The organism is Rhizobium sp. PL01 (assembly GCF_033447125.1).
Lineage (GTDB): Bacteria > Pseudomonadota > Alphaproteobacteria > Rhizobiales > Rhizobiaceae > Pararhizobium.
This window is the reverse complement of record NZ_JAWQUM010000008.1, coordinates 73588-98776: the sequence shown is the minus strand read 5'-3', so window position 1 is coordinate 98776 and position 25189 is coordinate 73588. Positions and strand designations below refer to the sequence as shown.

The 25189-nt window shown below is 60.3% G+C and carries 15 protein-coding genes; 6 read left to right on the top strand and 9 right to left on the bottom strand.

The window, feature by feature from the left end; all coding sequences use genetic code 11:
* Window positions 1-16: 16 nt before the first annotated feature.
* Window positions 17-703: a GntR family transcriptional regulator gene (locus tag R6X40_RS19115; protein WP_318415389.1), complete on the bottom strand. Its 687-nt coding sequence runs from the start codon at window positions 701-703 to the stop codon at window positions 17-19.
* Between the two features lie 183 nt (window positions 704-886).
* Here R6X40_RS19115 and R6X40_RS19110 point away from each other — a divergent pair, with 183 nt between their 5' ends.
* From R6X40_RS19110 to R6X40_RS19085, 6 genes are all read left to right on the top strand, one after another.
* A complete protein-coding gene (locus R6X40_RS19110; RefSeq protein ID WP_318415388.1) occupies window positions 887-1921 on the top strand; it encodes a 4-hydroxythreonine-4-phosphate dehydrogenase PdxA in 1035 nt (344 codons plus the stop codon).
* Window positions 1922-1990: 69 nt separating this feature from the next.
* Window positions 1991-2980: a tripartite tricarboxylate transporter substrate binding protein gene (locus R6X40_RS19105; RefSeq protein ID WP_318415387.1), complete on the top strand. Its 990-nt coding sequence runs from the start codon at window positions 1991-1993 to the stop codon at window positions 2978-2980.
* Window positions 2981-3042: 62 nt separating this feature from the next.
* Entirely contained in the window at window positions 3043-3543 is a 501-nt protein-coding gene (locus tag R6X40_RS19100) for a tripartite tricarboxylate transporter TctB family protein (protein ID WP_318415386.1), read from the top strand.
* Between the two features lie 33 nt (window positions 3544-3576).
* Complete coding sequence (locus R6X40_RS19095; RefSeq protein WP_318415385.1) at window positions 3577-5115, top strand: tripartite tricarboxylate transporter permease; 1539 nt, start codon at window positions 3577-3579, stop codon at window positions 5113-5115.
* Window positions 5116-5154: 39 nt separating this feature from the next.
* Window positions 5155-6108 (top strand): sugar phosphate isomerase/epimerase family protein, encoded by a 954-nt coding sequence (locus R6X40_RS19090; RefSeq protein ID WP_318415384.1) that lies wholly within the window; start codon window positions 5155-5157, stop codon window positions 6106-6108.
* Window positions 6105-7823: a dihydroxyacetone kinase family protein gene (locus R6X40_RS19085; RefSeq protein WP_318415383.1), complete on the top strand. Its 1719-nt coding sequence runs from the start codon at window positions 6105-6107 to the stop codon at window positions 7821-7823. Before R6X40_RS19090 ends, R6X40_RS19085 begins: the two co-directional genes overlap by 4 nt.
* Before the next feature lie 81 nt (window positions 7824-7904).
* Here R6X40_RS19085 and R6X40_RS19080 read toward each other — a convergent pair whose 3' ends face one another.
* The 8 genes from R6X40_RS19080 to R6X40_RS19045 all read right to left on the bottom strand — a co-directional run bounded on the left by R6X40_RS19080 (window position 7905) and on the right by R6X40_RS19045 (window position 25017).
* On the bottom strand, window positions 7905-8456 hold the full coding sequence (locus R6X40_RS19080; protein WP_318415382.1) for a glutathione peroxidase: 552 nt from the start codon (window positions 8454-8456) through the stop codon (window positions 7905-7907).
* Window positions 8457-8514: 58 nt separating this feature from the next.
* Window positions 8515-10680: a tetratricopeptide repeat protein gene (locus R6X40_RS19075; protein ID WP_318415381.1), complete on the bottom strand. Its 2166-nt coding sequence runs from the start codon at window positions 10678-10680 to the stop codon at window positions 8515-8517.
* Window positions 10677-11729 (bottom strand): glycosyl hydrolase family 8, encoded by a 1053-nt coding sequence (locus tag R6X40_RS19070; protein ID WP_412178417.1) that lies wholly within the window; start codon window positions 11727-11729, stop codon window positions 10677-10679. The genes R6X40_RS19075 and R6X40_RS19070 overlap by 4 nt, the downstream gene beginning before the upstream one ends.
* A complete protein-coding gene (locus tag R6X40_RS19065; protein WP_318415380.1) occupies window positions 11726-14077 on the bottom strand; it encodes a cellulose biosynthesis cyclic di-GMP-binding regulatory protein BcsB in 2352 nt (783 codons plus the stop codon). The genes R6X40_RS19070 and R6X40_RS19065 overlap by 4 nt, the downstream gene beginning before the upstream one ends.
* On the bottom strand, window positions 14074-16260 hold the full coding sequence (gene bcsA / locus R6X40_RS19060) for a UDP-forming cellulose synthase catalytic subunit (RefSeq protein ID WP_318415379.1): 2187 nt from the start codon (window positions 16258-16260) through the stop codon (window positions 14074-14076). The genes R6X40_RS19065 and bcsA overlap by 4 nt, the downstream gene beginning before the upstream one ends.
* Window positions 16261-16368: 108 nt before the next feature.
* Window positions 16369-17409: a cellulose biosynthesis protein BcsN gene (gene bcsN / locus R6X40_RS19055; protein ID WP_318415378.1), complete on the bottom strand. Its 1041-nt coding sequence runs from the start codon at window positions 17407-17409 to the stop codon at window positions 16369-16371.
* Window positions 17410-17482: 73 nt separating this feature from the next.
* Complete coding sequence (gene pbpC / locus R6X40_RS19050; protein WP_318415593.1) at window positions 17483-19504, bottom strand: penicillin-binding protein 1C; 2022 nt, start codon at window positions 19502-19504, stop codon at window positions 17483-17485.
* Window positions 19505-19566: 62 nt separating this feature from the next.
* Window positions 19567-25017, bottom strand: coding sequence for an alpha-2-macroglobulin family protein (locus tag R6X40_RS19045; protein ID WP_318415377.1), 5451 nt, complete (start codon window positions 25015-25017; stop codon window positions 19567-19569).
* Window positions 25018-25189 lie beyond the last annotated feature (172 nt).

Sequence of the window (25189 nt, the reverse complement as noted above, 5' to 3'; positions counted from 1 at the left end):
GGTCAGAGCTGTCGCATCACAGCGAAGCCCGAACCCTGTCCCAGGCGTTGAACAGGTGTCGGCCGAGAACCTCCGACAGGCGCACCTTGTCACGGGCTTCGAGCGCCGTGATCATTTCCTCGTGTTCGCTGACGGCTGCCGCCCATTTTTCCGGGCCTTCATGGCCGATGAAGCGGATGCGCTTCAACCGGGTCTGCAGCATGGCATGGATATCGACGAGCGAGCTGTTCTGCGCCATCCGCACGATTGCGGTGTGGATGTCCTGATTGAGCTTGTAATATTGCAGGCGGTCAGCGGCCTTGTAGCGGTCGATCATCTCGTCGTGCAGTGCCCGCACTTCGGCGACCTCAGCGTCGGTTGCCATTTCGCAGGCGAGCCGGCCCGCCAGCTCCTCCAGCGTGCGCAACACCGTCAGCATGTCGTGGACATCCTTCGGGCTGAAACGCTTCACCACAGCACCCCGGCTCGGGACAAGCTCGACCAGGCCTTCGCTGGCCAGATATTTGATGGCTTCACGCAGCGGTGTCCGTGACACGCCGAGTTGCTCACCCAATTGGCCTTCATGCAGGCGTGTGCCCGGCTCCAGGTCACCTTCAATGATCATGTCACGCAGGTGATTGACCAGCGTGTCATGCAGCGCTGTGCGCCGGATCGGTCCGGCGCTGCCGTCGGCGCGGCGCTGCAGTGAGGATATCTCGTCCATGTGTTTAAGCCCGTTCCGCTCTGCCGCGATGAGTTTCTGAATCGTTTTTTCGCGCATTTCGAACATGAAGATTGACTGAACTAACGTCAACAAAAAATGCTGCATACAGAATACAAAAGACTTGATGCAGAATTTTGAATGGCGTATGACGGCTTCAACAGCATGAAGCGGAGGACCTTCACCATGACCCTGAGCGCCAACGATGCGCGTCCTGTCATTGCGCTCGCCATGGGCGACCCGGCAGGCATCAGCCCCGAACTGACCGCCAAGCTACTTTCGATGGACGATATTCGCGATGCGGCCCATCTGGTCGTGATAGGCGATCGCCGTATTCTCGACGAAGGGGCCGAATGCGCCGGGCTGACGCTCGACCTTGCTTCTGCATCGCTTGAGAATTTCGAAAGTGCGGGCACGGAAAAGCACGTGTTCATTGATCTCGCCCATCTCGATCCGGCTGATGTCGATCGCGGCGAAGCGACGCTTGCTGGCGGTACATTTGCCACCACCAATTTCCGTACGGCGCTGGGGCTGGCCGATAAGGGCCGGGCGCAGGCCGTCTGCTTCACGCCGTTTAACAAGAAAGCGATGCGTTTCGCCTATCCGGGCTATGACGACGAAATCCGTTTCGTCGCCGACGTTATCGGCTTCACCGGCAAGGTTCGCGAGTTCAACGTTCTGGAAAAGGTCTGGAATGCGCGCGTCACCTCGCACATCCCATTGTCCGAGGTTTCGGCCAATCTGTCGGTCGATGGTATCCTGGCGGAAATCGAGCTGACGCGGCAGTGCCTGAAGGCGGCCGGTTACGAGAACCCGCGCATCGCGGTCGCAGGCCTTAATCCGCATGCCGGCGACGGCGGCAGCTTTGGCATGGAAGAAATCGACATCATCGAGCCAGCCGTGCAGTTTGCCCGCCAGCGCGGATGGGATGTCGAAGGCCCCTTCCCGGCAGACACCGTATTCCTGCGGGCGCTGAAGGAAGGCTTCCAGGCTGTGCTCACCATGTATCACGATCAAGGTCAGATCGCGATGAAGATGATGGGTTTCGACAAGGGCGTGACGATGATGGGCGGACTGCCATTCGCTCTCTGCACGCCGGCCCACGGCACTGCATACGACATTGCCGGCAAGGGTACTGCTGAGGTCGGAGCAAGCCGTGAGGCCATTCTTCTGGCCGCTCGCATGGCGAAAAGAAGTGCCGCGCAAGCCGCTGCTGCCTGAATTCGAACGGTTTTGGTTTCTACCGGCGTGGAGGAGGTCCACGCCGTTCATCCAACGGAGGAGTTTTAGATGAAAAGTTCAGTCTCAATCGCATGCATCATGGCCGCCGCATTCGGTGTTGCCGCCCCGGCAATGGCTTTCGAGCCAAACCGTCCGGTTGAGTTCGTCGTTACGGCTGGTCCCGGCGGCGGCACGGACATTTTTGCCCGCACCATCCAGTCGATCATTGCCAAGTACGAGTTGATGAAGGCGCCCGTTGTTGTTACCAACAAGGGCAGCGCCGGCGGCGCGGAAGGCTTCGTCTATACGGCTGGCTACAAGGGCGATTCCTACAAGCTCGCATTCGGTACCAACAATGCCTATCTGCTGCCAGTTCGCGCCAAGGTTCCCTACAAGTCGGAAGACCTGACGCCGGTTGCAGCGCTTGCAGCCGATGAATTCGTTCTATGGGTCAACGGCAAGGCGGACATCAAGACGGGCGCCGATTTCGTCGCCAAGTCCAAGGAAGCCGGCAACTACAAGGTTGGCGGCAGTCAATCCAAGGATGTTGACCAGATTCTGACCTCGATGATCAACGAAGCAACCGGCTCCAAGCTCGGTTACATCCCGTTCAAGAGTGGCGGCGAAGCAGCCGTACAACTGGCCGGCGAGCACATTGCTGCCAACGTCAACAACCCGAGCGAAAACCTCGGCCAGTGGCAGGCAGGCATGGTCAAGCCGGTTTGCGTCTTCAAGTCCGAGAAGCTGAAGAGCGAAGGCAAGGTTGCCGGCGAACAGGGCTGGGGTGATATCCCGACCTGCAAGGAAAGCGGCATCGCGATCGACAACTATTCCATGCCGCGCACCGTCTGGATGCCGGCTGGTGTCGAGCAGGACGTGGTTGATTTCTACGCCGGTGTGCTGAAGAAGGTTTCCGAAACGCCGGAATGGGCCAAGTATCTCGCTGACACCTCGCAGTCGGCCGACTATATGAGCGGCACACAGTTTGCCGATTTCATCAAGGGCAATGAGGCTTCGGTCACGGAAGTGCTGAAGCGTGAAGGCTGGCTGGCTAAGTAAACCCACTCAGGTTTCCTGCGGACGCTTTGAGGGCGTCCGCACCCACCGGAAAGGTTTGAACGATGAGCGAGAACAGTGCCAAGGGTCTGTCCCGTTTCGCGATGGAAATCGGCGTCGCCCTTTTGACCGGCGCCTTCGGGGCCGCTGTCTGCTACGGTTCCATCGAGGCTGGCACAGGCTGGACCGACATGGGGCCGGACGCTGGATATTTTCCCTTCTATATCGGTCTCCTGATCATGTTCGGCAGTGCTGCCAATCTGATCGGCGCCGTGATCAAGCACCGCGGCAGCGGCGAGATCTTCTTCGAAATGGCCCGTTTCAAGGTGGTCCTGTCATTTCTTTTGCCGCTCGTTGCCTTTGCGGCGGTTTCTACCTTCCTCGGTCTTTATGTCGGTACGGCGCTCTATATCGCCGGCGCCATGACATTCCAGGGCCGCTACAAATGGTGGATCGGCCTGCCTGCGGGCATCACGGTCTCGCTTCTCTTCTTCGTCATCTTCGAAATCGGCTTCAAGGTTCCGCTCCTGAAAGGTCCGGTCGAGGCGTGGTTCGGGATCTATTGATCCTGCCGCCTTGTTGTCTTTAGGAGGAAAGACATGGAAAATATCGGTCTCCTGATCGACGGCTTCGGCCATATCCTGAGCTTCAACCATATTCTGCTGATGATGCTCGGCGTGACGCTCGGCATCCTAGTCGGCGTGCTTCCCGGGTTGGGGGCTCCCAACGGTGTTTCGCTGCTTTTACCGCTGACCTTCTCGATGGATCCGATCTCGGCGATCATCCTGTTGTCCTGCATGTACTGGGGCGCGCTGTTCGGCGGATCGACGACATCCATCCTGTTCAACATCCCAGGAGAGCCCTCGTCTGTCGCAACGACCTTCGACGGCTACCCGATGGCGAAGTCCGGACAGGCCAGCCGGGCGCTGACGCTCGCCTTCGTTTCCGCCGGTATCGGCGCACTGGCCGGTGTCGTGATGATCACGCTTCTGTCGGGTTGGGTCGCCAACTTCGCGCTGCGGTTCTCGTCGCCCGAATATTTCGCCGTCTATTTCCTCGCCTTTGCCAGCTTCATCTCGATGGGTGCGCAATCGCCTTTCAAGACACTGGTCTCGATGATGCTTGGTTTTGGCCTGGCCTCGATCGGCATGGACACGATCTCCGGAAACCTGCGCCTCACCTACGATATTCCGGAGCTGATCAAGGGCGTTTCCTTCCTGATCGCCGTGATGGGCCTGTTTGGTATCGGCGAGTTGTTGCTGACCACTGAAGAAGGCCTGCGCTTCGAAGGCATCAAGGCGCGCGTCAAGCTCTCCGAGATTGGCCGCACGCTGATGGAAATGCCGCGCTACTGGTTCACTATCCTGCGCTCTACCATCATCGGCATCTGGATGGGCATCACGCCCGCCGGACCGACCGCTGCTTCCTTCATGAGCTACGGCGTTGCCCGCCGTTCTGCCCGCGACAAGTCGATGTTCGGCAAGGGTGATCCGCGCGGCATCGTTGCCCCGGAAACCGCTGACCATTCGGCCGGCACCTCGGCACTGCTGCCGATGCTGGCGCTCGGGGTTCCCGGTTCCGCAACCGCCGCCGTCATGATGGGTGGCCTGATGATCTGGGGTCTGACGCCTGGCCCGACGCTGTTCACCGACCGCCCTGATTTCGTCTGGGGCCTGATCGCCTCGATGTATCTCGGCAACATCGTCGCCGTCATTCTGGTGCTCGCCACCGTGCCGCTCTACGCCTCGATCCTGCGGGTGCCGTTTGCGATTATCGGACCGATTATCGTCGCGGTGATCTTCTCCGGCGCCTATCAGGTGGCGAATTCGGTGATGGACATCTGGCTGGTCATCGCCTTCGGTCTGCTCGGCTATATCTTCAAGAAACTGGATTATCCGCTGGCGCCGCTGGTTCTGGCGATGGTTCTTGGTGACAAGGCGGAGGATGCCTTCCGGCAGTCGATGCTGATGTCGAACGGCGACCTGTCGATCTTCTGGTCGAACGGCCTTGTCTCCAGCCTGATGGCGTTGGGTCTGGTGCTGCTCCTCTCGCCGCTGGTCTTTTGGCTCATCGGACTGGCCCGTGGCGGCAAGCAAGATATCGCGGCGTCAGTCGACGATGGAAAACCGGCGGCCTGATCTGCCGCCGTATCTCCCTGATATTGGAAGGATTGAACCATGACCGCAGAACCGCGTCGATGGAATAGAGAGACCTGGCCGATCGCAGCTGCGATGATCCAGTATCCGAACGCCCTGCCCGACGGGCGCTCGGTTCAGGACCAGTCCGTCGAGGAGTGGGCAGCAACGCTCGCAGAGGTCGTCGACGCCGGTTTTACCGAGGTCGATCCGACCGACAGCTGGATACGGCTCGCCGACCTATCGCCGGCGCGTATCGACGCCTTCGTGGCGCTGACGCAATCGCTCGGGCTAACGATGCCGGCGATCTCGACGTCCCGCCGCAGCGTCATCGATGCGCAACATGGCGACGATTACCTTGCCTATGGTCACCGGGTGATCGAGACGGCAAAGACTATTGGCGCCAGCTCGGTCTCCTTCGGTCTGTTCGAGGCATTGACCGATGCGCAGAAGAAGGCGCTGTGGTTCTGGACCGTCGATGGCGCGAAGAACCCGGACGATGCCGCGACATGGCAAAAAGCCGTTTCGCGCATTCGCGAGCTGGGTCGCCATGCCGAAGAGCTGGGTATCGAGCTGGCGTTGGAGATGTATGAAGATACCTATCTTGGCACAGCGGAAAGCTCGGTCCGCTTCGTCGAGGATATCGGCCTTGCCAATGTCGGGATCAATGCCGATCTCGGCAACCTCATCCGTCTGCACCGCCCGGTCGAGCACTGGCAGGAGATGATGGCCAAGGTCGCGCCCTATGCGAAATACTGGCACGTGAAGAATTACACTCGCACCGAGGATCCGGCATCGGGCGTCATCGTCACGCATCCCGCCCCGCTCGAATCCGGCATCATCAATTATCGCGCCGCCATCCGCATGGCGCTGGCACATGGCTTTTCGAGCCCCTTCCTTTGTGAACATTATGGTGGCGACGGGCTTTCCGTCAGCGCAGCAAATCGCGATTATCTGAGGCGCATCCTGCCTCGTGACCAAGGACAGACGTCATGACCACCATTTTCGATGAACCCGAGGATTTTGCAGCAACGGCGCTTTCCGGTTTCGCCGCGATCTACAGCCGTTATGTTCGCCACGTGAAGGGCGGTGTCCTGCGTTCAACGGCGGTGCCGAAAGGCAAGGTTTCGGTCGTTATCGGCGGCGGCTCCGGTCATTATCCGGCTTTTGCCGGTTATGTCGGCCCCGGTCTTGCCGATGCCGCGGTCGCTGGTGACGTCTTCGCCTCCCCTTCGACGGCCGCGGTGGCAAGGGTTTGCCGTCACGCGGATCAGGGCGGCGGTATTCTGCTCGGCTTCGGCAATTACGCCGGTGACGTGCTCAATTTCGGCGTTGCCGCCGAGCGCCTGCGCGCCGAAGGCATCGATGTCCGTATCGTTCCGGTCACCGATGACGTGGCAAGCGCGCCGGCTGATGCCGCCGCCAAACGCCGCGGCATCGCTGGCGATCTGGTGGTCTTCAAAATTGCCGGCGCAGCGGCGGAAGCCGGCATGAACCTCGACGAGGTCGAGCGCGTGACGCGCCATGCCAATGACCGCACGGTTTCCTTCGGCGTCGCCTTCAAGGGTTGCACGCTGCCGGGTGCTGGCAGCCCCCTGTTCACGGTTCCGCATGGCCAGATGGCGCTGGGTCTTGGTATCCATGGTGAGCCGGGCATCAGGGAAGAAAACATCGTTTCGGCGAAGGATCTGGCAAAGCTCCTGACTGAAAAGCTCTTGGCAGAGCGCCCGGCCGGAACCACGAAGGTCGGCGTGATCCTCAATGGTTTGGGCGCGACGAAGTATGAAGAGCTGTTTGTGCTCTGGACGACGGTCTCGACGCTTCTCACCGATGCCGGACTGGACGTTGTGGCACCGGAAGCCGGTGAATTCGTCACCAGTCTCGATATGCAGGGCTGCTCGCTGACACTGCTGTGGCTCGACGACGAACTGGAAACACTCTGGTCAGCGGCCTGCGATACGCCGGTCCTGCGGCGCGGCGCAACGTTCTCGACGGAACCGGCAACTGGCGCGCTTGACGACGTCGAAGGAAAGATCGCGTTTGCGCCCGCCTCCGAGGCTTCAAAGGAAGCCGGGAAATGTGTTGCGAGCCTGCTCTCTGCCGTTGCTGCTGCGCTGAAGGATGCGGAAGACGAGCTCGGCCGAATCGACGCGCAGGCCGGCGACGGCGACCACGGTCAGGGCATGCGCCGGGGTTCGGCCGCTGCACTCGACGCCGCCAATGCCGCCGTTGCTGCCGGCGCTGGCGCTGCCAGCGTTCTGGCCGTTGCCGGTGACGCCTGGGCCGACCGTGCCGGCGGGACATCGGGCGCCATCTGGGGCTTGCTGCTGCGCTCGTGGAGCAATGCGCTGAGCGATAGCGATGCCGTTGAGAAGGATGCTGCCGTCAAGGGTGCCAGGCTTGCGCTCGAAGGCGTTACCAGGCTTGGGCGCGCCCGCCTTGGTGACAAGACGCTGGTCGATGCGCTTATCCCGTTTGTGGAAACGCTGGAGCGTGAGGCTGCTGCGGGCAAGTCGCTGCCGGACGCATGGGCGCTGGCGGCCGAGGCTGCAAAGTCCGCTGCCGACGCGACCTCGGCGCTGACACCGAAGCTCGGCCGCGCCCGGCCGTTGGCAGAAAGGAGCATCGGCCATCCCGATGCCGGCGCGATTTCCCTGGCGCTCGTCGCGCAGGTGGCCGCAGATTACATCTCCAGCAACACCGCGCGATAAATCAGATCACACGTGCTTTGAGCGGCCATGCAGGTTTACTGCGTGGCCGTTCGTTCTTTGCCTTCAAGGGATAGCGCGATGTCAGCTCTGCTGCGCCAGTTCCTTATCGATCGCAGAAACAAGCCGTCCATCCTCTGCCGTGACATCCGGTGAAAAGCGCGCCGCCACCTTGCCATCGCGGCCGATCAGGAATTTCTCGAAATTCCATAGCACGTCGGCTTTGTTCTCAGGCTCGACGCCGTAACCCTTCAACCGGTCACGCATCGGACCTTCGCCGATGGCGTCAGGCGCAATCGACGTCAGGCTGCGATAGAGCGGATGGATCGCCTCCCCTTTGACGGAAATCTTCGAAAAGATCGGGAACTGCACGTCATAGGTACTGGTGCAGAATTCGACGATCTCGGCTTCCGTTCCGGGCTCCTGCTCCATGAAATTGTTGGCCGGAAAGGCAAGAATGACAAGCCCTGCGTCCCGTTTGGCTTCATAGAGCTCTTCGAGGCCTTCATATTGTACCGTCAAACCGCATTTCGATGCGACATTGACGACCAGCATCACACGACCGCGAAATTCGGCAAGCGTCGTCTGACGTCCGTCGGCTGTCTTGACCGGGATATCTAATGGGGAAGATGTCACGTTGTCCACTCCGCTCCCGATGCCAAACCGGAAAGCCGGTGGGAGCCTCGTGTCCCGGTCAATCCTTGTCGTTGAATATCTGGTAGAGAATGCCAAGTCCACGCTGACCGTCGCGATTGCCGATGGCAGCCAGCGCCTCGAACACCCGCCGCGCATCAGCATAGCGTTTCAGCCGAAGATAGGCATACCCCCTGAGCGACAGAAGGTCGGTTCTTTCGGGGGAGATTTGCCTTAGCTGATCGAGAACAAGCAGGGCTTCTCGTGAGCGGCCGGCGTCGAAAGCCGCGACGGCTTTGTCGGCAAGGATTGCCTGTTGCAGTTCGAAAGCGCGTTGGCGGTTCTGTGGTGCCTTGACGGCCGATACTGCAGCCTTGCTTGAGAGACCGGCGCGCAGGTAGGCCAGGCTTTGACCATAAGCTGCATCTTCGCGTGTCTTTGCCGAAGAGCCGAGCATGCCGACTTCGAAGGCCGCTGCAGCTTCCATCGGTCTGTTTCGTTCCATCAGGCACCAGCCGCGCGTCAACGCGGCTTCCGGAGCAAGCGTTTGCGGGTTAACCGTGGATTTGCAACCCCGATCGACACTAATGGTCCTGCGCGGGCGTGTCACGGAGACCTGTTCCGGCTGATCGTAATCCACGTCCTGTGCGGCCGCTACCGTGCGCGGTTGCCGTCTGACGATGACTGTTTCATTTGCAACAGGCACCCGCCGCTTGGCCGTATCCGGTTCTTCGACCTCGCCGACCTTGGCAATACGCTCCGAGCGCCCGGCCCAGAGGCGCTGGATTTCGGTCAGGCCCTTCAGATCCTCCAGCTGCTGATAAGTGACGGCCAATCCGTATGCCGATGGTTCGTCGTCGAGCTTCCAGCTGAGGGCTGTGCGGAACCATTGCAGGGCCGTTTGCGGCTGGTTCAGCGCACGGGCATACCAGCCGAATTGCTGGGCAGTTGACGCATCACGCGATTTTATCACCTCGGCGGCAATCCGCTTCAAAACCTCGCCGGAAAGGGCAACCGGCGGCGCGAGCGCCAGCAGGTTGGCGGTGGCGGCGAGATACACAGCTTTTGCGTCCTTGGAATCGTCGCGCCAGCGATACATCGTGTCTTCGGCGGCAAGCTGGTCGTTGCGGTCGATCAAGGTGAGCGCCAGGCCTTGCGATGCAGATGCCGTATCTTCCTTGTCGCGCGCCTTGCGGAACCATTTTTCCGCCGCTTCCATGTCGCCGCGCGGCAGGTAATACCAACCGAGCAACAGGGCATCGGAGGTAAGCCCACCGGTCTCCGCCAGGCGCTCGACACGCGACAGATATTGCGGCGGGACGACGACCTTGCCATCGGCATTGGCTTCGGCAACAAACCGGCGCGCCAGGTCGTCGCGGATGCTGTCGAATTCCATCGTGCCGTCTGGTGAGGCTTTTTCCTTGGCGAGAAGATCCTCGACGCTCTTGGAGGGAAGAATGGCAGCGGCCTTTTGAACCGTCGCAAGGCGCTCGGCGGCATTCTGGCAATTGTCCAGGATGTAGGAATAGGCGTCGGCCGCGCGCTGAGCCTTGTCGGTGCGGAAGAAGGCTTCAGCCACGCGCCACAGGACATCGACCTCGCTGCAGGTCAGCAGGCTTGGTGTTTCCGAGCCGATCCGCACGACGGTTTCATATTGTTTCAAGTCTGAGGCATTGATCAGCCGCATGCGGGCTTCAGCCACGGTCAACCGGTCGATCAGATCTGCGGGCGGTTTCCATGCGGGTTCCGCGACCTGACGCTCGGCGATGGCCTTGCGGACTTCGGCGTAGCGGGCCTGAGCGTAAAGATCCCACATCGTCTCCAGTTGCTTGTCCTCGTTTTGAGGAACAGCCAGTGGGTCCTTTGGCGGCACCCAATCCGGATAGAGTGCTTTCAAACGGGAGATTTCCGCCTGCAGTCTTGCCGTATCTCCACGGCTGGCGAAATAACGCAGCGCGCTTTCGTCGACCGTTGCCGTCGTTGCTGCCGTCACCACCGTGTCGAGCACCGGCTGGGGAGAGCGTTTGATTTCCCGGAAGACAGGCGTGTTTGCGCCAGCGATGCCGGTTTCTGTCTGCTGAACCAGGCGCGATGATCGCGCAACAGGTTCTTCGGCATCTGCCAGCGAGAGGGATTGCATCGCATGCTTGATATAGTCGGGCTTGTTCATCCCGACGAGGCCGACCGCGATGACCGCTGCTGACAATGCGATGAAGGTCGACTTCATGAGCACTCCGGCTGCTGAGCAGCAATAATAGATAGCCCCAGCAAATGGAGCGTCGAAGGATAGTAGCGGGTCGGCGCAAATTGCTTCAGATCTTCCGGCACCGCTGTCTTGTTCACCACACAGGCCAGAATATGGTTAATTATTCGATAACCCGGATCGGTAAGGTTGTCCTTCGACTGTCCAGATTCTATATCTATGGTTGTATATTCTCCATTTGCACCAGAAGTCCCGCGCATCAATCTCGTCAACAAATCCCGATCTGTTATACCAGCGCGCACTAGATAAAGCGGGATGCGCAGGGCGTTGTAGCCGAATTCGGCAGGAAATCCGGTTGCCGGCGCCGGCGGCGATTTTAAGGATACCCAATCTGAGGGAAGCTGTTTCGGGCCAAATCGAAGTTCATTCAGAATGGCAACACCATCGGCACGCAGCTTTGCCCAAACCGGCGATGGCGCCAATTGATCGAGCACCGGGAAGGCTTCGAAAATCCAGTAGGAAGGATTGATGACGGGGCCGTCATCGCGGTCGGTGGCGGAAAAACCTGTGGCGGCTGGTAGAAGCAGGGTCCGCCCGGAAACTTGAATAACGGTCTTCTCGAGGATGGCGCGTGCGATGCCGGCGCCATTTTTGATGTAGTCCGGGCGGTTCCACTGTTTTCCGGCCAGGCCCAGCGCGTAGGCAATCAGGATGTCGCCGTCGGTGGCATTGTTGATGTCGGTAACATGCGGTTTGGTTGCGGGGTTCCATTTCCACGCCGCCAGACCATCGCTGCGCAACAACAGCTCCGTGCGGGTAAAGGACCAGATCAGTTCGAAATCCGCAGGGCTACCGGCAAGGACCGACAGCAGCAGCCCATAACCCTGGCCTTCGCTGTGGCTGATATTGCCATTCGCATCATCGATGATGCGGCCACCGGGATCGAGAAATTTTGCTTTATATGCCTGCCAGGCCTCGGCGGCGATCAAGGGCTGCTGTGCGGTCGCCGGAGTGCTGGCCATACAGAAGCTGAAAAGTCCTGCAAGGAACGCCGCCAGCAGTTTTCCTCTCATTGTCGCCGTCCGAGGTTGCCGAGCATTGTCGCAGTCGCCAACCCCAGGATGACGGCAAGCACGGCGAGCAGTACCGCATAGGACAGGATGTTCGTCGACAACCAGTTGGCGGCAATGAGCCGGTAATTGGAAAAGGATCCGGCCTGAGTCGGCACGAACTGGAAACTGTTCACCGGCACGGTCTGCACCGTTTTGGTGCCGCCCTCATATGTCGAAATGCGCCCGTCCAGTTGTGACCAATTTGCCTGTCCGCTCAGGGACTGCATGCTGTCGCGCAGATCTTTACCGGTCGGTGCCGCCACGACAGTCCAGGTTCCCGTCCCATCGGGGCTGGACGCCTGCGCCATCAACAGCGATGCCGCGCTCGATGGCATGAAGCTGCTTTCGGATCGCGGTGCAAAACGCAGGGACGTCAGCGTGATATCAAAATTCTGCTTCAGCCATGCCTCAAGGGCGCTGATCTGGCTGCTGAACAAACCTCCTTTCAACTTGTCGCGCCATTCATCATAGGCGGCCTGCGTATCAACGCCCTGCGCCTGAGTGCCTGTATCAGGCCCCCAGGTGTTGCGGCTTGCCTCTGAGATATTCATCTGGGTGAAGACCATCGGTGGCATCTGCGACAGGGAACCGATGAAAATAGCGCTTCTGTTGCCGATCAATGCCGGGGAAGCGACTGTCTCCACAGCAAGCGGATGGCCGGCACCGACGGCAAGCCGCCCAAGGAATGTTGCGGCTGCCGAAAGGGTATTGGCGTCGATGCGATCCATGAAGAGCGGAACAGGGTCAGTACCCCTGTTGTAAGGTGCTCCGGTTCCCGCCGTTGCTGCGAGATTGGGCAGTTGTCCGACGCGGGCAAAGTCCGGCATATGGAATTCGGACGTATCGAACAGCGCAAAGCGAGGGGCATCCGTGCCGGTTGCCCCGGGTGCGCAGACCTTGTCGGTTTCTGTTTCCAGGATTGCCTCGATTGCGATCGTATTCACGCCAGGACGAAAATGCCGCATCGTGACGTTGATCGGCAGATGACGAAGGAGCCCGCCGCCCGACGAGGTGATTGGAACGGTGGAGGCGATGCTGTCATTGACGTAGATATCGATATGGCTGCCCGGCAGGACGGCTGCGGTATAGGCCGCATCCAACAGGATGACGGCTTCGCCATAAGCGGCGGCATAAAAGTCCGAGGGAATGCCAATGGTGAAATCCGTGCGGAAACGCCTGCCGGTGAACTCCTCGGTTTTCAGTCCCAGCTGCGAAAAAGGAAGACGGCTATCGGAAAACAGGAACGGCGCATCCGGAGCGCGCCAGCGCTGGGTGGTAATCACGTCGCGGCGAACCGGCCCGGCAACATCGGTCGGTGCGACAATGCTTTCGATCGCGCTGCGGATCGCCTGCCATGTCGGGCCGGTGATTACCAGAACCGGTAGTCCGGTTTTTGCGTCCTGGACAAAGCCCGCAACCGGCGCGGATGCGGCGCCATCAGGCAAGGATGCAAAAAGCGGTGACAGCTCGGCGGGCGTGCCGACGAGGACGGTCATCTCTCCGGGGCCGGATGGCGGCAGCTTGTTGGTTTCGAACGAGAAGGATTGGTTTGGCATATCGGCGAGAACCGCCAGGCCCTGCGCCAGGCGCATCAGTGGGACAGTTGATCCGGGTTGTTCCAGCGCCGGGACAACAAAATTGAACCGGGTAAGGCCGCTTTCATCGACGCCGATGGCCCTGATGTCGTCAAGGCTCTGCATCGGCAGCGGATCGTTGCCGGCAAAACTGAGATAGGTTTTCTCGGCGTCGATATTCGACCACAGCTCGTAGGTCGATTGAACGGAGCAGTCGGTGCGGTGGCGCTGGTTGGAGCGCATGCGGATCAGGTTTGCTCCCGGCTTCAACAGATCCTTGGGGAGATTGAGGCTGAGGTCGGAGATGGATTCCGGCGAGCGGATGGCTTCCTCGGCGATTTTCGTATTGTTCACCTCAACGGTCAGGCGGGACGTTTCCGGGGCAACGAAGATCGAATTCTGATAACCGAGGTTGAGCTTTGTGCCTGTGGCGGCCTGCTGAGGCGTGAGATAGACAGACCATAGCCGATCTTCGTACTCCCCGGTCAACCCAAGGCTGCCTTCCGGAAGAATGTATCGATTGAAGGCTTCGGTTTCGACTGCCTCGACAACAGGCGCGACCGTCACCGGCTGGGAGGCCGGTGGATTCTTGGCCTGATCGCCCTGAGGTGTCGTCACCACGGGGCTTTCCGAGGCTGGGCGCTCCGGCGTCATGTCGAAAGGGACCGTCTGGGCGTGGAGCGAGCCAGCCGGCGACGCAAGCAGCGTGAGAGCAAGAATTACGGCTTTCGTCATTTTTTAGCTCCCGCAGAAACCCGTGGCTTGCCGCTTGCCCCCCGATTGCTGAAGAAATAGGCGAGCCCGCGGCTCGTCTGATAAAAGGCCAACCCGAAGAACCAGAGCGTTCCACGGAAGAGACCCGGATTGTCGCGGCGCGACATTTGGAATTCCGTCCATTGCTGTGAGTTTGCGAAAATCAGATCGGCGACGAGACTGTGATCACGCGCTGCTTCCGGCAGGTATTGGCATCCCATCGTGACGATATCGCCGTCGACTTTCGTGTTTCGGACCGCGATCGGAAGGATTTCCGCAGTCTCTCGGCCATGCGGCGTGAAACGGATCAGGCCGCGTGTATCGACGGCGGGAGAGCCGATCGTCTTTGCATAGACATTGATGCGCGCGCCGTAGACCGAAACGTCATCGATCGTTGCTGGATACCATTGTTCACCGAGACCGAATTCGCATTGGCGCGTGACCTTGACGCGGCGCGTTGCCGACAATTCACCGCGCTCGGAAACGACGCCGAGTGCACATCCGGCGAGGATGAGGTTGAGCAGGTTCCAGCCGCCGACGACCAGAGTGACATCTGCCTTATAAGGTTCGGTATAGACGCGGTATACGGTCACCAGCAAGGCAAGCAAGAGAACGGCGAAGATGATGAAAAACGGCCTGCTGATTTCGGACAGACGGCTGACCAGCACAGATTCATCCTTTGCGGTCACCTTGAAGCTCGGTTTCCTCGGGTTGATGATCGCCGAGACAACCGCCGGAAGGAGATGAACGGTCTGGACGTATTCATACAGTTCAGAAATCCATGGCCAGCGAAATGAACCGTACAGGTAGTTCTGCATCATCAGGTTCACCAGCATATAGGCGAGTGTATAGCCTAGGAACTCGCCTCCGGAGGCGGTGAAGATTTCCAGATCGAAGAACAGGTAACAGAGCGGCGCGAACAGGAAGATCGTCCGGGGAAACGGAAAGAGCCAGAACAATGTCGATGACATGTAGCAGAGACGCTGTGGGATCGACAGGCCGCGCTTCAGCGGTGGGAATTTGAAGCGCAAGATCTGCATCATGCCCTGGGCCCATCGGCTACGCTGGCCGATGAAGCTGGCGAAGGTCGCGGGCTGAAGACCGGCGATCAGCGGTCGGTCGACATAGACGCTGTTCCAGCCGCTGGCATGAAGATCGATTGCAGTTTCGCAGTCTTCGGTAATGCTGACACCACTGAAGCCGCCGGTCTGGTCGAGCGCCTGCCGGCGCAATACGGCCGCCGATCCGCAGAAGAACGAGGCATTCCACTTGTCGAGGCCCCGCTGGATGATGCCGTAGAACATCTCGTTCTCGCTTGGCATCTTTTCGAAGGTACGCAGATTGCGCTCGACGGGATCGGGATTGAGAAAGAAGTGTGGCGTCTGAACGAGGAACAACCTCGGATCGTCTTCGAAATAGCCGACCGTTTCCAAAAGGAAATCCCGGGCAGGCGCATGGTCGGCGTCGAACACGGCGATCAGTTCGCCTTGCGAATGCTGCATGCCGTTGTTGAGATTGCCCGCCTTGGCATGCTCGTTGCGGTCGCGCGTCAGATACTTGACGTCAAGATCGATGCAGAGGGTCTGCAATTCCTCATGGCGGGACTTGGCCGTCTGGCTTTCAAGAAGGTTTGCCGAGGTACGCTTCTGTAGCGTGCCGCCGTCGTCGAGAAGCCAGACAGTCAGCTTTTCGGCGGGATAGTCCATCGCTTTTGCTGCGGCCAGCGTGTTGGCCAGCAGATGTGAGTCTTCATTGTAGGTTGGTACGAAGACATCGACATTCGGATATTTTCCCTCAGAAGCGGCCCGCGACGGCCGCGACGGGAGCGGCATGGCAACGACGAACAGGCTGAGCGCCAGCATCATCACGCTGTACATTTCCGCCAGATAGAGCAGGAAACCGGGAATGAAGTTTTCCAACTGATTGATTGGCGGCAGCGTGCTGGTGGTGCGCCAGTAGACGTAGCGCATCACGATTGCCGTGCCGAAGGCGAGCGCCGTGAGACGCCAGGTTCCCTCGGCCTTGAGGATTTTCAGGACGGCCATGAACGTGACCACAGAGATGCTGGCGATCAACTGGGTCTGAAGGTTGATCGGAAGGGTGACCAGCGCAATGACGCAAAGGGAAGCAATCCCCCAGAAAAGAATAATGCCTGCCTTGCGCATGGTTGGTGCCTTTCAGGAGGCCACCCGGCGGCACGGAGATGCCGGCGGAAGCCCTCAAAACGCCATGGTCAACTCAAACTGCGATCGGCAATTCGGATCATGCCGGTGTTATTTGCATCGTCCGGCATCCGCTGACTGGTTCACACAATCCGGGGAAGGAACGACGATCCCATTCATATCCCCTGTTGTTGGTAAAGGAATGGTTTCTTCCGGCGCCGGTTGTTTGATCGGAGTGACTTTTTCCGTCGTCACAACGACCCGCCGGGGCTGTACGACAGGGCGTGCCCTCTCCACTTCGGCGGCTGGCATCATGTTGTCACGCACGTCGTTCGTCTTGGGATAGATGGGGTTTCCGGCCCGGCCCAATGTCGGTTCAACGCTGGGGGGCTCGCCGTAAGGGTTCCAGCCCGCAGCATTGAACGCTCCGCGGATCGTATAACCGTACATGGTGCTCAGCAGCTTTTCTTCGCTTGCATCTTCTTCGCAGAGCCGCAGGCGAACCTGGATCGTGCCGCCATTCTGAAAGGCCGTTCTTGCATCCTCGGGCGAACGGATCTGCTGCCAGGCATAAAGGCACGCATCGTTGCCGCGGCCGCGACCATAGGCATAGCTGAAGGGGCCGTAATTGTTCTGCAGGTAAATCGGCGATTGCCTGAGCGCGATGCCGGGTAGTTCGCGGCGCATTTCCTTGGCGATTTCGCTGGCGCGCACAGATGAGTAGCCAAGGGATCGCGTTCCTTCGAACTTTGATCCGACGGGTCCGTACAATTGGACACGCATGACATTCTGTCCGGGCGTGGAGGCGGAGGTGAACAGGAAGATATCCTGCTGGGTCGCATTACGGAAACTGCGTTCGACGATATTGACGATGGCCGGCCCGCCGGGACCCGGCAGGGCAAAGGCGGTATCGTCAGGCACGGTGGTTGCGGTATCGGACAACCTGACGCCGTCGCGCGCCCCACAGCCTGCAAGACCAAGCGTCAGGGCGATGCCGGCAAGCATATATAGAGCGGCTGAGGTGCGTGGAAAAGACAATATGCCTCCGTCAATTTCTTCGCGGATGGCTCCCGGCCTTGCGCGATTTCGAATCAGATCGGATCGATTCATCATCCATTGATAAATCATGAGGCTAGATTCGGGAATCCCCATTCATGATAGGGCACAAATCGGAGTTGCCAGTTTCACGGCTGATGGCGGTTTCCGGCTAACATCCGGGGTGATTCTAGTTGAGAAAAACCCGCACGCTGGCGGCACGTCCGGCTGCGTCGATGACGGTCAGCGTCGAATAACCCGCGCCATCCGGCACCCACTGATTGACGCGGCGCCGTGAGGTCTCAGGCAGTGGCTTGCCATTGGCAAGCCAGCGGAAGGGCGCCCTTCCCCCCTGCAGTTTGAGGACCAGCGGCATGGGTGTGCCTGCAGTATCAACGCCGAGCTCGACGCGGGCGCCTTCCGGCGGATAGACGATCTGCGGCGCCGCTTCGCGGACCGTAGCGGAAACGAGCCCGCTGGAGGTCAGCGAAAAACGGCGTTGGCTTATCGGCAATTCCGCTTGGGCAATACGGACTGCACCGGCCGGAGCGCGAGGCAGCGGCGTAATGGCGACGCCTGATTTCGCAAACCCCTCAAACAGGATCGGGGCTGCTGATCCATAGCCGGTCAGACCGGGGACTGCGCCGTTGTCTGGCCGGCCGACCCAGACGCCGAGAACATAACGGCCGTCAAAGCCGACAGACCAGGCGTCGCGGTAGCCGTAGCTCGTTCCGGTCTTATAGGCGATGCCGCGCTGAACGGCCCCTGCCGGCGGCAAAACACCTGACAGGATATCGGCGATCTGCCACGTGGCGACAGGATCGAGAAGCGGTTCGTTTTCGATTGCCCCCGGTTGCTCGCGAATGCCATCGCCAAGCCGGACGGGTTTGCCACGATTGGCAAGTGCAGCATAGAGCTGTACGAGATCCTTCAGGTTGGTTCCCAACCCGCCGAGGCCGATCGCCAGGCCGGGCGCCTCGTTCGGCGGCAGGATGGGACGGACCTCGGCGCGCCGGAAGCGCACCATCAGCCGTGTAGGCCCAACGGAATCGAGCAACCGCACCGCGGGGACGTTGAGGGATAGCTGCAGCGCCTGGCGGATGCTGACATCGCCCTGATAGGTCATGTCGAAATTGCGCGGCCGGTAGCCAAAGAAATCCGCAGGCCGATCTTCGATGATGGTTTCCTGGGAAACCAATCCTTCCTCGAACGCAAGGCCATAGATGAACGGCTTCAGCGTCGAACCCGGTGAGCGGGAAATGCGGGTCATGTCGATCCAGCCGGAACGGCTGGCGTCGAAGTAATCTGCAGAACCGAGTTCGCCGACAATCTCGCCGGTGCGTGCATCGGCCATGACCATGGCGATCGATACTTTCGGACCAAGCCGGGCCGCCGCTTCCTTGGCGACCGTTTCCAGTCCTTTCTGGATGGTTCGCCGCAGTGTCGTCTGATGCTGGACGGCTTTCGGCTCTTTGCGCCGCGCTGCTTCGGCGAGATGAGCGGCAAAGGCCGGCAGTTGCAGGCGACGTTCTGGTACGGCTACCAAATTGGCGCGCTCCGCCTCCCCTTCCCCGATGACAGCGGAAACCGCCATGCGTTCCAGAACCCGTTGCCGCGCCGCTTCCGCCGCCTTCAAATGGCGATCCGGGCGGCGTTTCTCCGGGAGCTGGGGAAGGGCGACAAGCAACGAGGCTTCGGACACGGTGAGACGGCGAGGCTCCTTGCCGAAATAGGCAAGACTTGCGGCGCGAATGCCTTCGAGATTACCGCCATAGGGCGCGTGGGTGAGGTAAAGATCGAGGATCTCGGCCTTGCTCAGCCGCCGCTCGATCTGCACGGCGCGGACGAGCTGGCGAAACTTTGCAGCAAACGAGCGCCCTTCGCGCGGCTCGATCAACCGCGCCACCTGCATCGAGAGCGTCGAGGCGCCCGAGACGATACGCCCATGAGCGGCGAACTGCCAAGCGGCGCGTATCAATGCCCAGGGATCAACCCCCTTGTGCTCCCAGAAACGCTGGTCCTCATAGGCAATCAGCATGCGGACGAATTGTGGATCGACCTCGTTCGCCGTTGTCTGCAGCCGCCAGCGGCCCTCCGGTGTCGCGAAGGCGCGCAACAACTGCCCGTCCGCATCAAGCACTTCCGCTGATACCGTGCGTGCCTTTTCTAACGGCGGCGGATAGGCGCGGTCCGCAGCGTCAAGGCCGAGCATGATGGCAACGCACAAAAGTGCGGAGCCCAGCAATGCGGCGCAGATTTTTGCCCAGAGAGACATTATTCGACCGCCTGAACCTCCATGCGCCCCATCGCGGAGCGTGCGGAATATTGCGGCCGGTACATGTCCTCGATGCTGGCTGCCGGATGATCATAGGTGCCCGGCGTGACAGCGCGAACGACATAGGCGACGGTAATCGTGCGGTTGTCACCCGCGGTGCGATCAAAGGCGGCGACGAAGCGGTCCGTGCGGAACTCCGTATGCGCCGCCTCGACCTCGCCGATCCATTCGAAGTTCGACAGCTTGGCGCTATCCACCAGCGTCGGATTGTCGATCTCGAACCCGGCAGGAAGAAGATCGGTGATCAGCACACGCGACGGCCAGGTGTTGCTCTCCGTCGCATTGATAACGACGACGTAACGCTCGTTCTGCCTGGCCTCCGTGACATTGGCCTCCTCACCGTCGAGCGTGTAGTAGGCGCGCTCGATGCTGAAGCCATTGCCGCCGGCAGGCAGCGGGAATGCCGGTGCTGCAACGGTCGTCACCACGGCGGCCACCGGTTCGCTCGACCGGTTGGTGATCGTCACCGGCTGATCGAGGACCTCGTCGCCGGTGAGACGTGCGGCATAACCACCGCTGTGTGGCGTGCCGTTGATGTCGAGGTTCAGATCGCTGTCGCCGCCCTGGATGGCGCGGGCCGCCATTAGCGTCCACATCTGTTCCTGAGTGCTCGTATAGGATTTCTGCTCCCATTCACGGGCAACGATCTTGGCGAGTTGCGGGATAATCGTCGGTACAGGCCGGGCTTCCGCAGCCAATGTCAACACGGCGGCGTCGTCACGCAAAGCTGAGCCATAATCGGAGCGATCCAGGCTGGCATTGCTTGCCGTCGTCGACATCTGCAGTGCTTCTTCGAAGATGCTCTGCGAACGTTGGGCATCGCCATAAAGAGCGAGTGCTGCAGCCAGATGGCCCTTCGACAGCGGCGTCGGGAACTCCGCGAGCTTGGTGTCGGCATAATACCGCAGATCGCTAATCGCTGCCTTGCGGTTACGGGCGAGCACGTAAAGAGAATAGGCGATTTCGTTGCCCTGGCTCTTCATGTCGACATCATAGCTCATGGCATTCTGCAGATTATCGAGCGCCTGGACCATCGCCTGATCCGGCACCTGATACTTCTGCTCGCGGGCACGTGTCAGGAAATCCGTGACATAGGCATCAAGCCACAGATCACCGGAGCCGGGGCTCCAGAGGCCGAAGCTGCCGGTCGAGGATTGATAGGACAACACCCGGTAGATGGCTTCCTGCACGCGCTTCTGGACATCGCCATCTTCGGGAAGTCCGGATTGCTTGGAGAGTTCGCTCAGATACAAAAGCGGTAACGCCCGGCTCGTTGTCTGCTCGGCGCAACCATAGGGGTAGCGGTCGAGCGATGTCAGCAGCGCCGGGATATCGAAGGCGGCAGAGCGAGTGACGCTGATGCTGACGGCAGAGCCCTGCAGCATGCTTTCCGCCAATAGATCGCCATCCACCTTCAGGCTGGCATTCGGCTCAATGGTCAGGGGATGCCGGGTCGTCACCGGAAGGGAAGCAGGCCGCACCGGAACGGAAACCGACTGTTGCAGCGACAGGCCATCGGCGCTGGTCAGTTCGATCGAGATCGCACCGTCGCCGGGGTGAACGCCGGAAAGCGGTAGCGTCAGGTCGAACTTGCCGCCCGGCTTGACGCTGAAAGTCTGTTCGGCTTGCGCCGCGTCGATCACAACGGAGGAGCTGCTTGTCACCTTGAGGTTCATGTCGCCAGCCGGGCCATCGGTATTGGCGATATCGAGCCGAAGCTCTGCCTTGTCTCCAGGCGCCAGGAACTGCGGCATGCTTGCCGTCACCACGACCGGATCGCGGATGACGACATCGGTTGACGCATGGCCGACGCCAGCCTTCGACCAGGCGACAGCCATGACGCGGGCAGTGCCGTTGAACTGCGGGATATCAAAGCTGATGATCGCCTTGCCGCTAGCATCGAGTTGAACGGGGCCGGAGAAGAACGCCACCAGCTTTTCGGTCGGTGGTTTGCCCTGCAGCGCCATCTGGCCGCCGTCGCCACCGGTGCGCAGGCGCCCGGTTGCGCCGAGAGAGCCATCGATCAGCCGTCCATAAAGGTCACGGATTTCAAGGCCGAGCTGGCGCTGGCCGAAATACCATCCGTCCGGATCGGGCGCTTCGTAGCGGGTGAGATTGAGGATGCCGACATCGACGGCGGCAACCGTGACATAGGCCTCGTCGCCTACACCTGCCCCGGTCACTTCCACCGGAATATTCAGCGTCTGACGCGGCAGCGTCTTTTCCGGCAAGTCGAGCTTGACGGTGAGCTTGCGGTCCTCGGGATCGACAGCCAGCCATTTGATGCCGATGGAGCGCATCGGCATGCGGCTTTCCTGCGCATCGCCCGGACGATAAAGTGTTGCGGTGACATAGGCTCCCGCGCCGAAATTGGCAGTAATCGGAATGTCGACTTCGCCACCTTCGGCGGGAATGGTCGCCGTTTTCGTGGCGATCAGCTTTTCCGAGCCGATGGTGACCAGGACTTCCCCGGCAAAGCGCGGCGATACGCGCAGCTTGGCGATGTCGCCGACGGCATAATTCTGCTTGTCGAGAGCGACTTCCAGACCATCCGGTGTTTCCGTCGAGCTTGCCGTGACATACCAGCCGGAATCGAACTCGACGCTCGATGTCGGGCCATCGATATCGGCGGTTTCGACTTCAAGCCGGTAGCGGCCCCAGCCGGCGGAAATGGCAATCTCGCCGCCATCCGGGGTGACATCCAAGGTGCCGGTCGAAACCTGCTTGGTCGACGTAACCGGTTCATATTTCCAGGCGGTGCCGTCACGGTACCACTGATAGTCCTGCTCGACGCGCAGCAGCTTCCAGCTCAGGCCGGACTTTGCCTGTTTGGCACCGCTCTGGTCGATAGCGATAACGTGGAATTTGCCGACTGCATTTTCAGCGAGATCGCCGGAGAATTCCGGCTTGATGCCGATCATCGCGCCGGCCGGCTTGACCGGCAGTGTCAGGGAGCGCTCGACGGCACGGCCGCCAGCTTCCTGAACGCGTACGGTGATATTGGCGTTGAGCAGCTGCGTGGTCGATGGAACCTCTGTTAGCGTGACGTCGAATGTCGCCTTGCCGTCCTCGTCGAGCGGCTCCAGTCCTTCGAGCGTCGTGCGGCTGTCTTCCGTTGCTTCCTCGTCGGCGAGGCCGAAGACATAGCCCTTGAAATCGGCGCTTTCACGGGTTGGCTTCAGGCCGACTTCGCCTTCAAGTTCGAGACCTGCAGCGGGTGCGCCATAGAGGAAGCGGCCGTCGATGGTGATGGGGGCCGGCGTGCCGATCTCGATCTGCTTGACGGTGCTGGCCATGTCGAACTCGACCCGGTCCGGCACGAAGTCATCGACCTGGAATTGCTTCTCGCTGATCGCCGTTCCCTTGGGATCGGTGAAGATTTGGACGGTCCAAGTGCCGCGCATCGCGTTTGGTTGCAAGGGGAGATCGAGAGCATAGCCACCTGCCAAACCGCCATCGCTGACGACACGGCGATCCTCGACGCCATCCGGTCGCATGAAGATGAAGGTCAGGGGCAGTTTCTCGATAGCCACCGAAGCGCTATCGCGGGCAAGAGCGGAGATATGCACGGTTTCACCGGCGCGGTAGATGCCACGTTCCGTCCAGGTCAGCACGTCGATGGCGCCAGGGGCTGCACGTCCCGTGACGCCACGATCGGAAAGGTCAAAGCCAGCACGCGTGAGGTCGAGGAAAACGAAATCGTCAGCGGCACTCTTGGCGGTGATGACTGCCGGCGTCATGGCGGCGGTGCCGCGCAGCAGGCCGGCATCGAAGGTCGCGCGGCCATCCCCGTCGGTGGTCGCGGTGCCGAGGATTTCATTGTTCTTGGCAAGCAGCGTCAGTTCGATGCCGGACATCTGCTTGGCCGATGCCAGCGACCGGGCAAAAACGGACAGGCCGTCTTCCCCGGAATAGGTGGACAGGCCGATATCCGAGATGACGAACCATTGCGTTGCCTGGCTGTCCCACTCGTTCGAATTGCCGGTAGCAGATACGGCGGTCAGGACATAGACACCGGGCTTGCGCTGCGGCAGGGCCTCATCGACCGGAAAGCTGGTGACGACTTCCTTGTTGAGATCGGTCGCAATATCGATCGAGCCCTGCCAGACCATTTCGCCGTTTTCATCCTGGATGCGCTGGGCGCTGTAACCATCGAGCTGCGTCAGGAACTGCGAGGCCGTCAGCAGCGAGGCAATGTTGCGATCGCCGACGCGATAGAGTTTTAGGTTGGCGCTTGCAGTGTTGACCGAGACGATCGGAATACCGCGACGGGCGGTTCCCGGCAAAACGAAGCTGTCGCCGGTGAAGCGGACCATCGCCGCACGGTCGGGGACATAGATGTCGAGATTGACGTTGGTTTCCAGTGGCTCATCGACAGACGACGGCAAGCCGGAGCGGAAGGCCACCTTGTATCGCTGACCGTGGGTGAGGCCCTCGACGCAGATCTGGCTGCCTTTGGCTTCGACAGCCTTGGGTGTGGCGCCATCCAGAAGGACGAACGGCGTGTAATCGACACCGGCCTTGACCAGCGGTTCGGAAAACTGGACGCAGACCCGTGGCGTGGCGCTGTCGGAATCGATTGTATGCTCGGTTACGCGGAAGCCCTGGCGGGTGCGCAGGTCGGTGTATTCGGCGCGAACGGATTTAGCTTCAACCAGTTCGAGGCTGGCCTTGTAGGCGCTGAGCGCACCACGGAAGTTCTCGACGTTCTTCAATGCTGCTGCCAGAACAGCCAGCGCTTCAGCCCGCGATTGTGTGCCGCGTGACAGTTGATAGGCGTTGAGGGCTGCAAGCGAGGCCTGAGTGGCAAGTTCGGAGTTGCCGTAAACACGGTTGGCAGCACGCGCGGCTTCGATCCATAGCGCGCCATCATCCGGGGTAATGGACAGCGCGCCCTGAAAAGCCTTCAGTGCCGGGGCAACGTTGCCAGCTGTCAGTTCGCGGTAGGCCTCAGTCTTGCGGCCATTCAGCCCGAGCGCATCCTGATCTGCCAGCACCGACAGATTTTCCTTGGTGGCGCGCGCGTCGCTCAAAAGTTGATCGCTGACGAACGGCAATGCTGGCGGTGCGCCAATATCGGGCTCTGCCGCCGAAGCGTCGACGACCTTGCCCGCCACAGCACCGGCGAACGTGTTGAGCGTGTTATAGTCGGATTTGAGGAAGCACCATTTCACCTTGGGATTATAGGTGAAGGCGCGGCAGGAGGAGTCTGCGACGCAGACCTTCTCGCAATCGGCAAGGGAAACGTTCTGTTCCGTCCGCAGGTCGAAACCGAAGTAATCGCCGTCCTGCGTGGTGACGATGTGCCTGCCTGTTTCCGCCGCTTGAACGGCGGGTGAAAAAGCAAGTGCACTCAGAATAATCGCTGAAAACCGGATAAACGCGCGCATAGACAAAAGTCCTCCCCAACGCTGCCGTTTTGACCGGTTTACTCTTTAGGCTCGCCTGGAGCTTGTCAACCGAACTTGGGCAGCGGCCGTTTCAATAGCCACTGTCCTGGTTAACGGCTGAACGTTACGATTTAATCGCGGCGTTGAGAATAAAAGGCGCCGATCCGGGTTT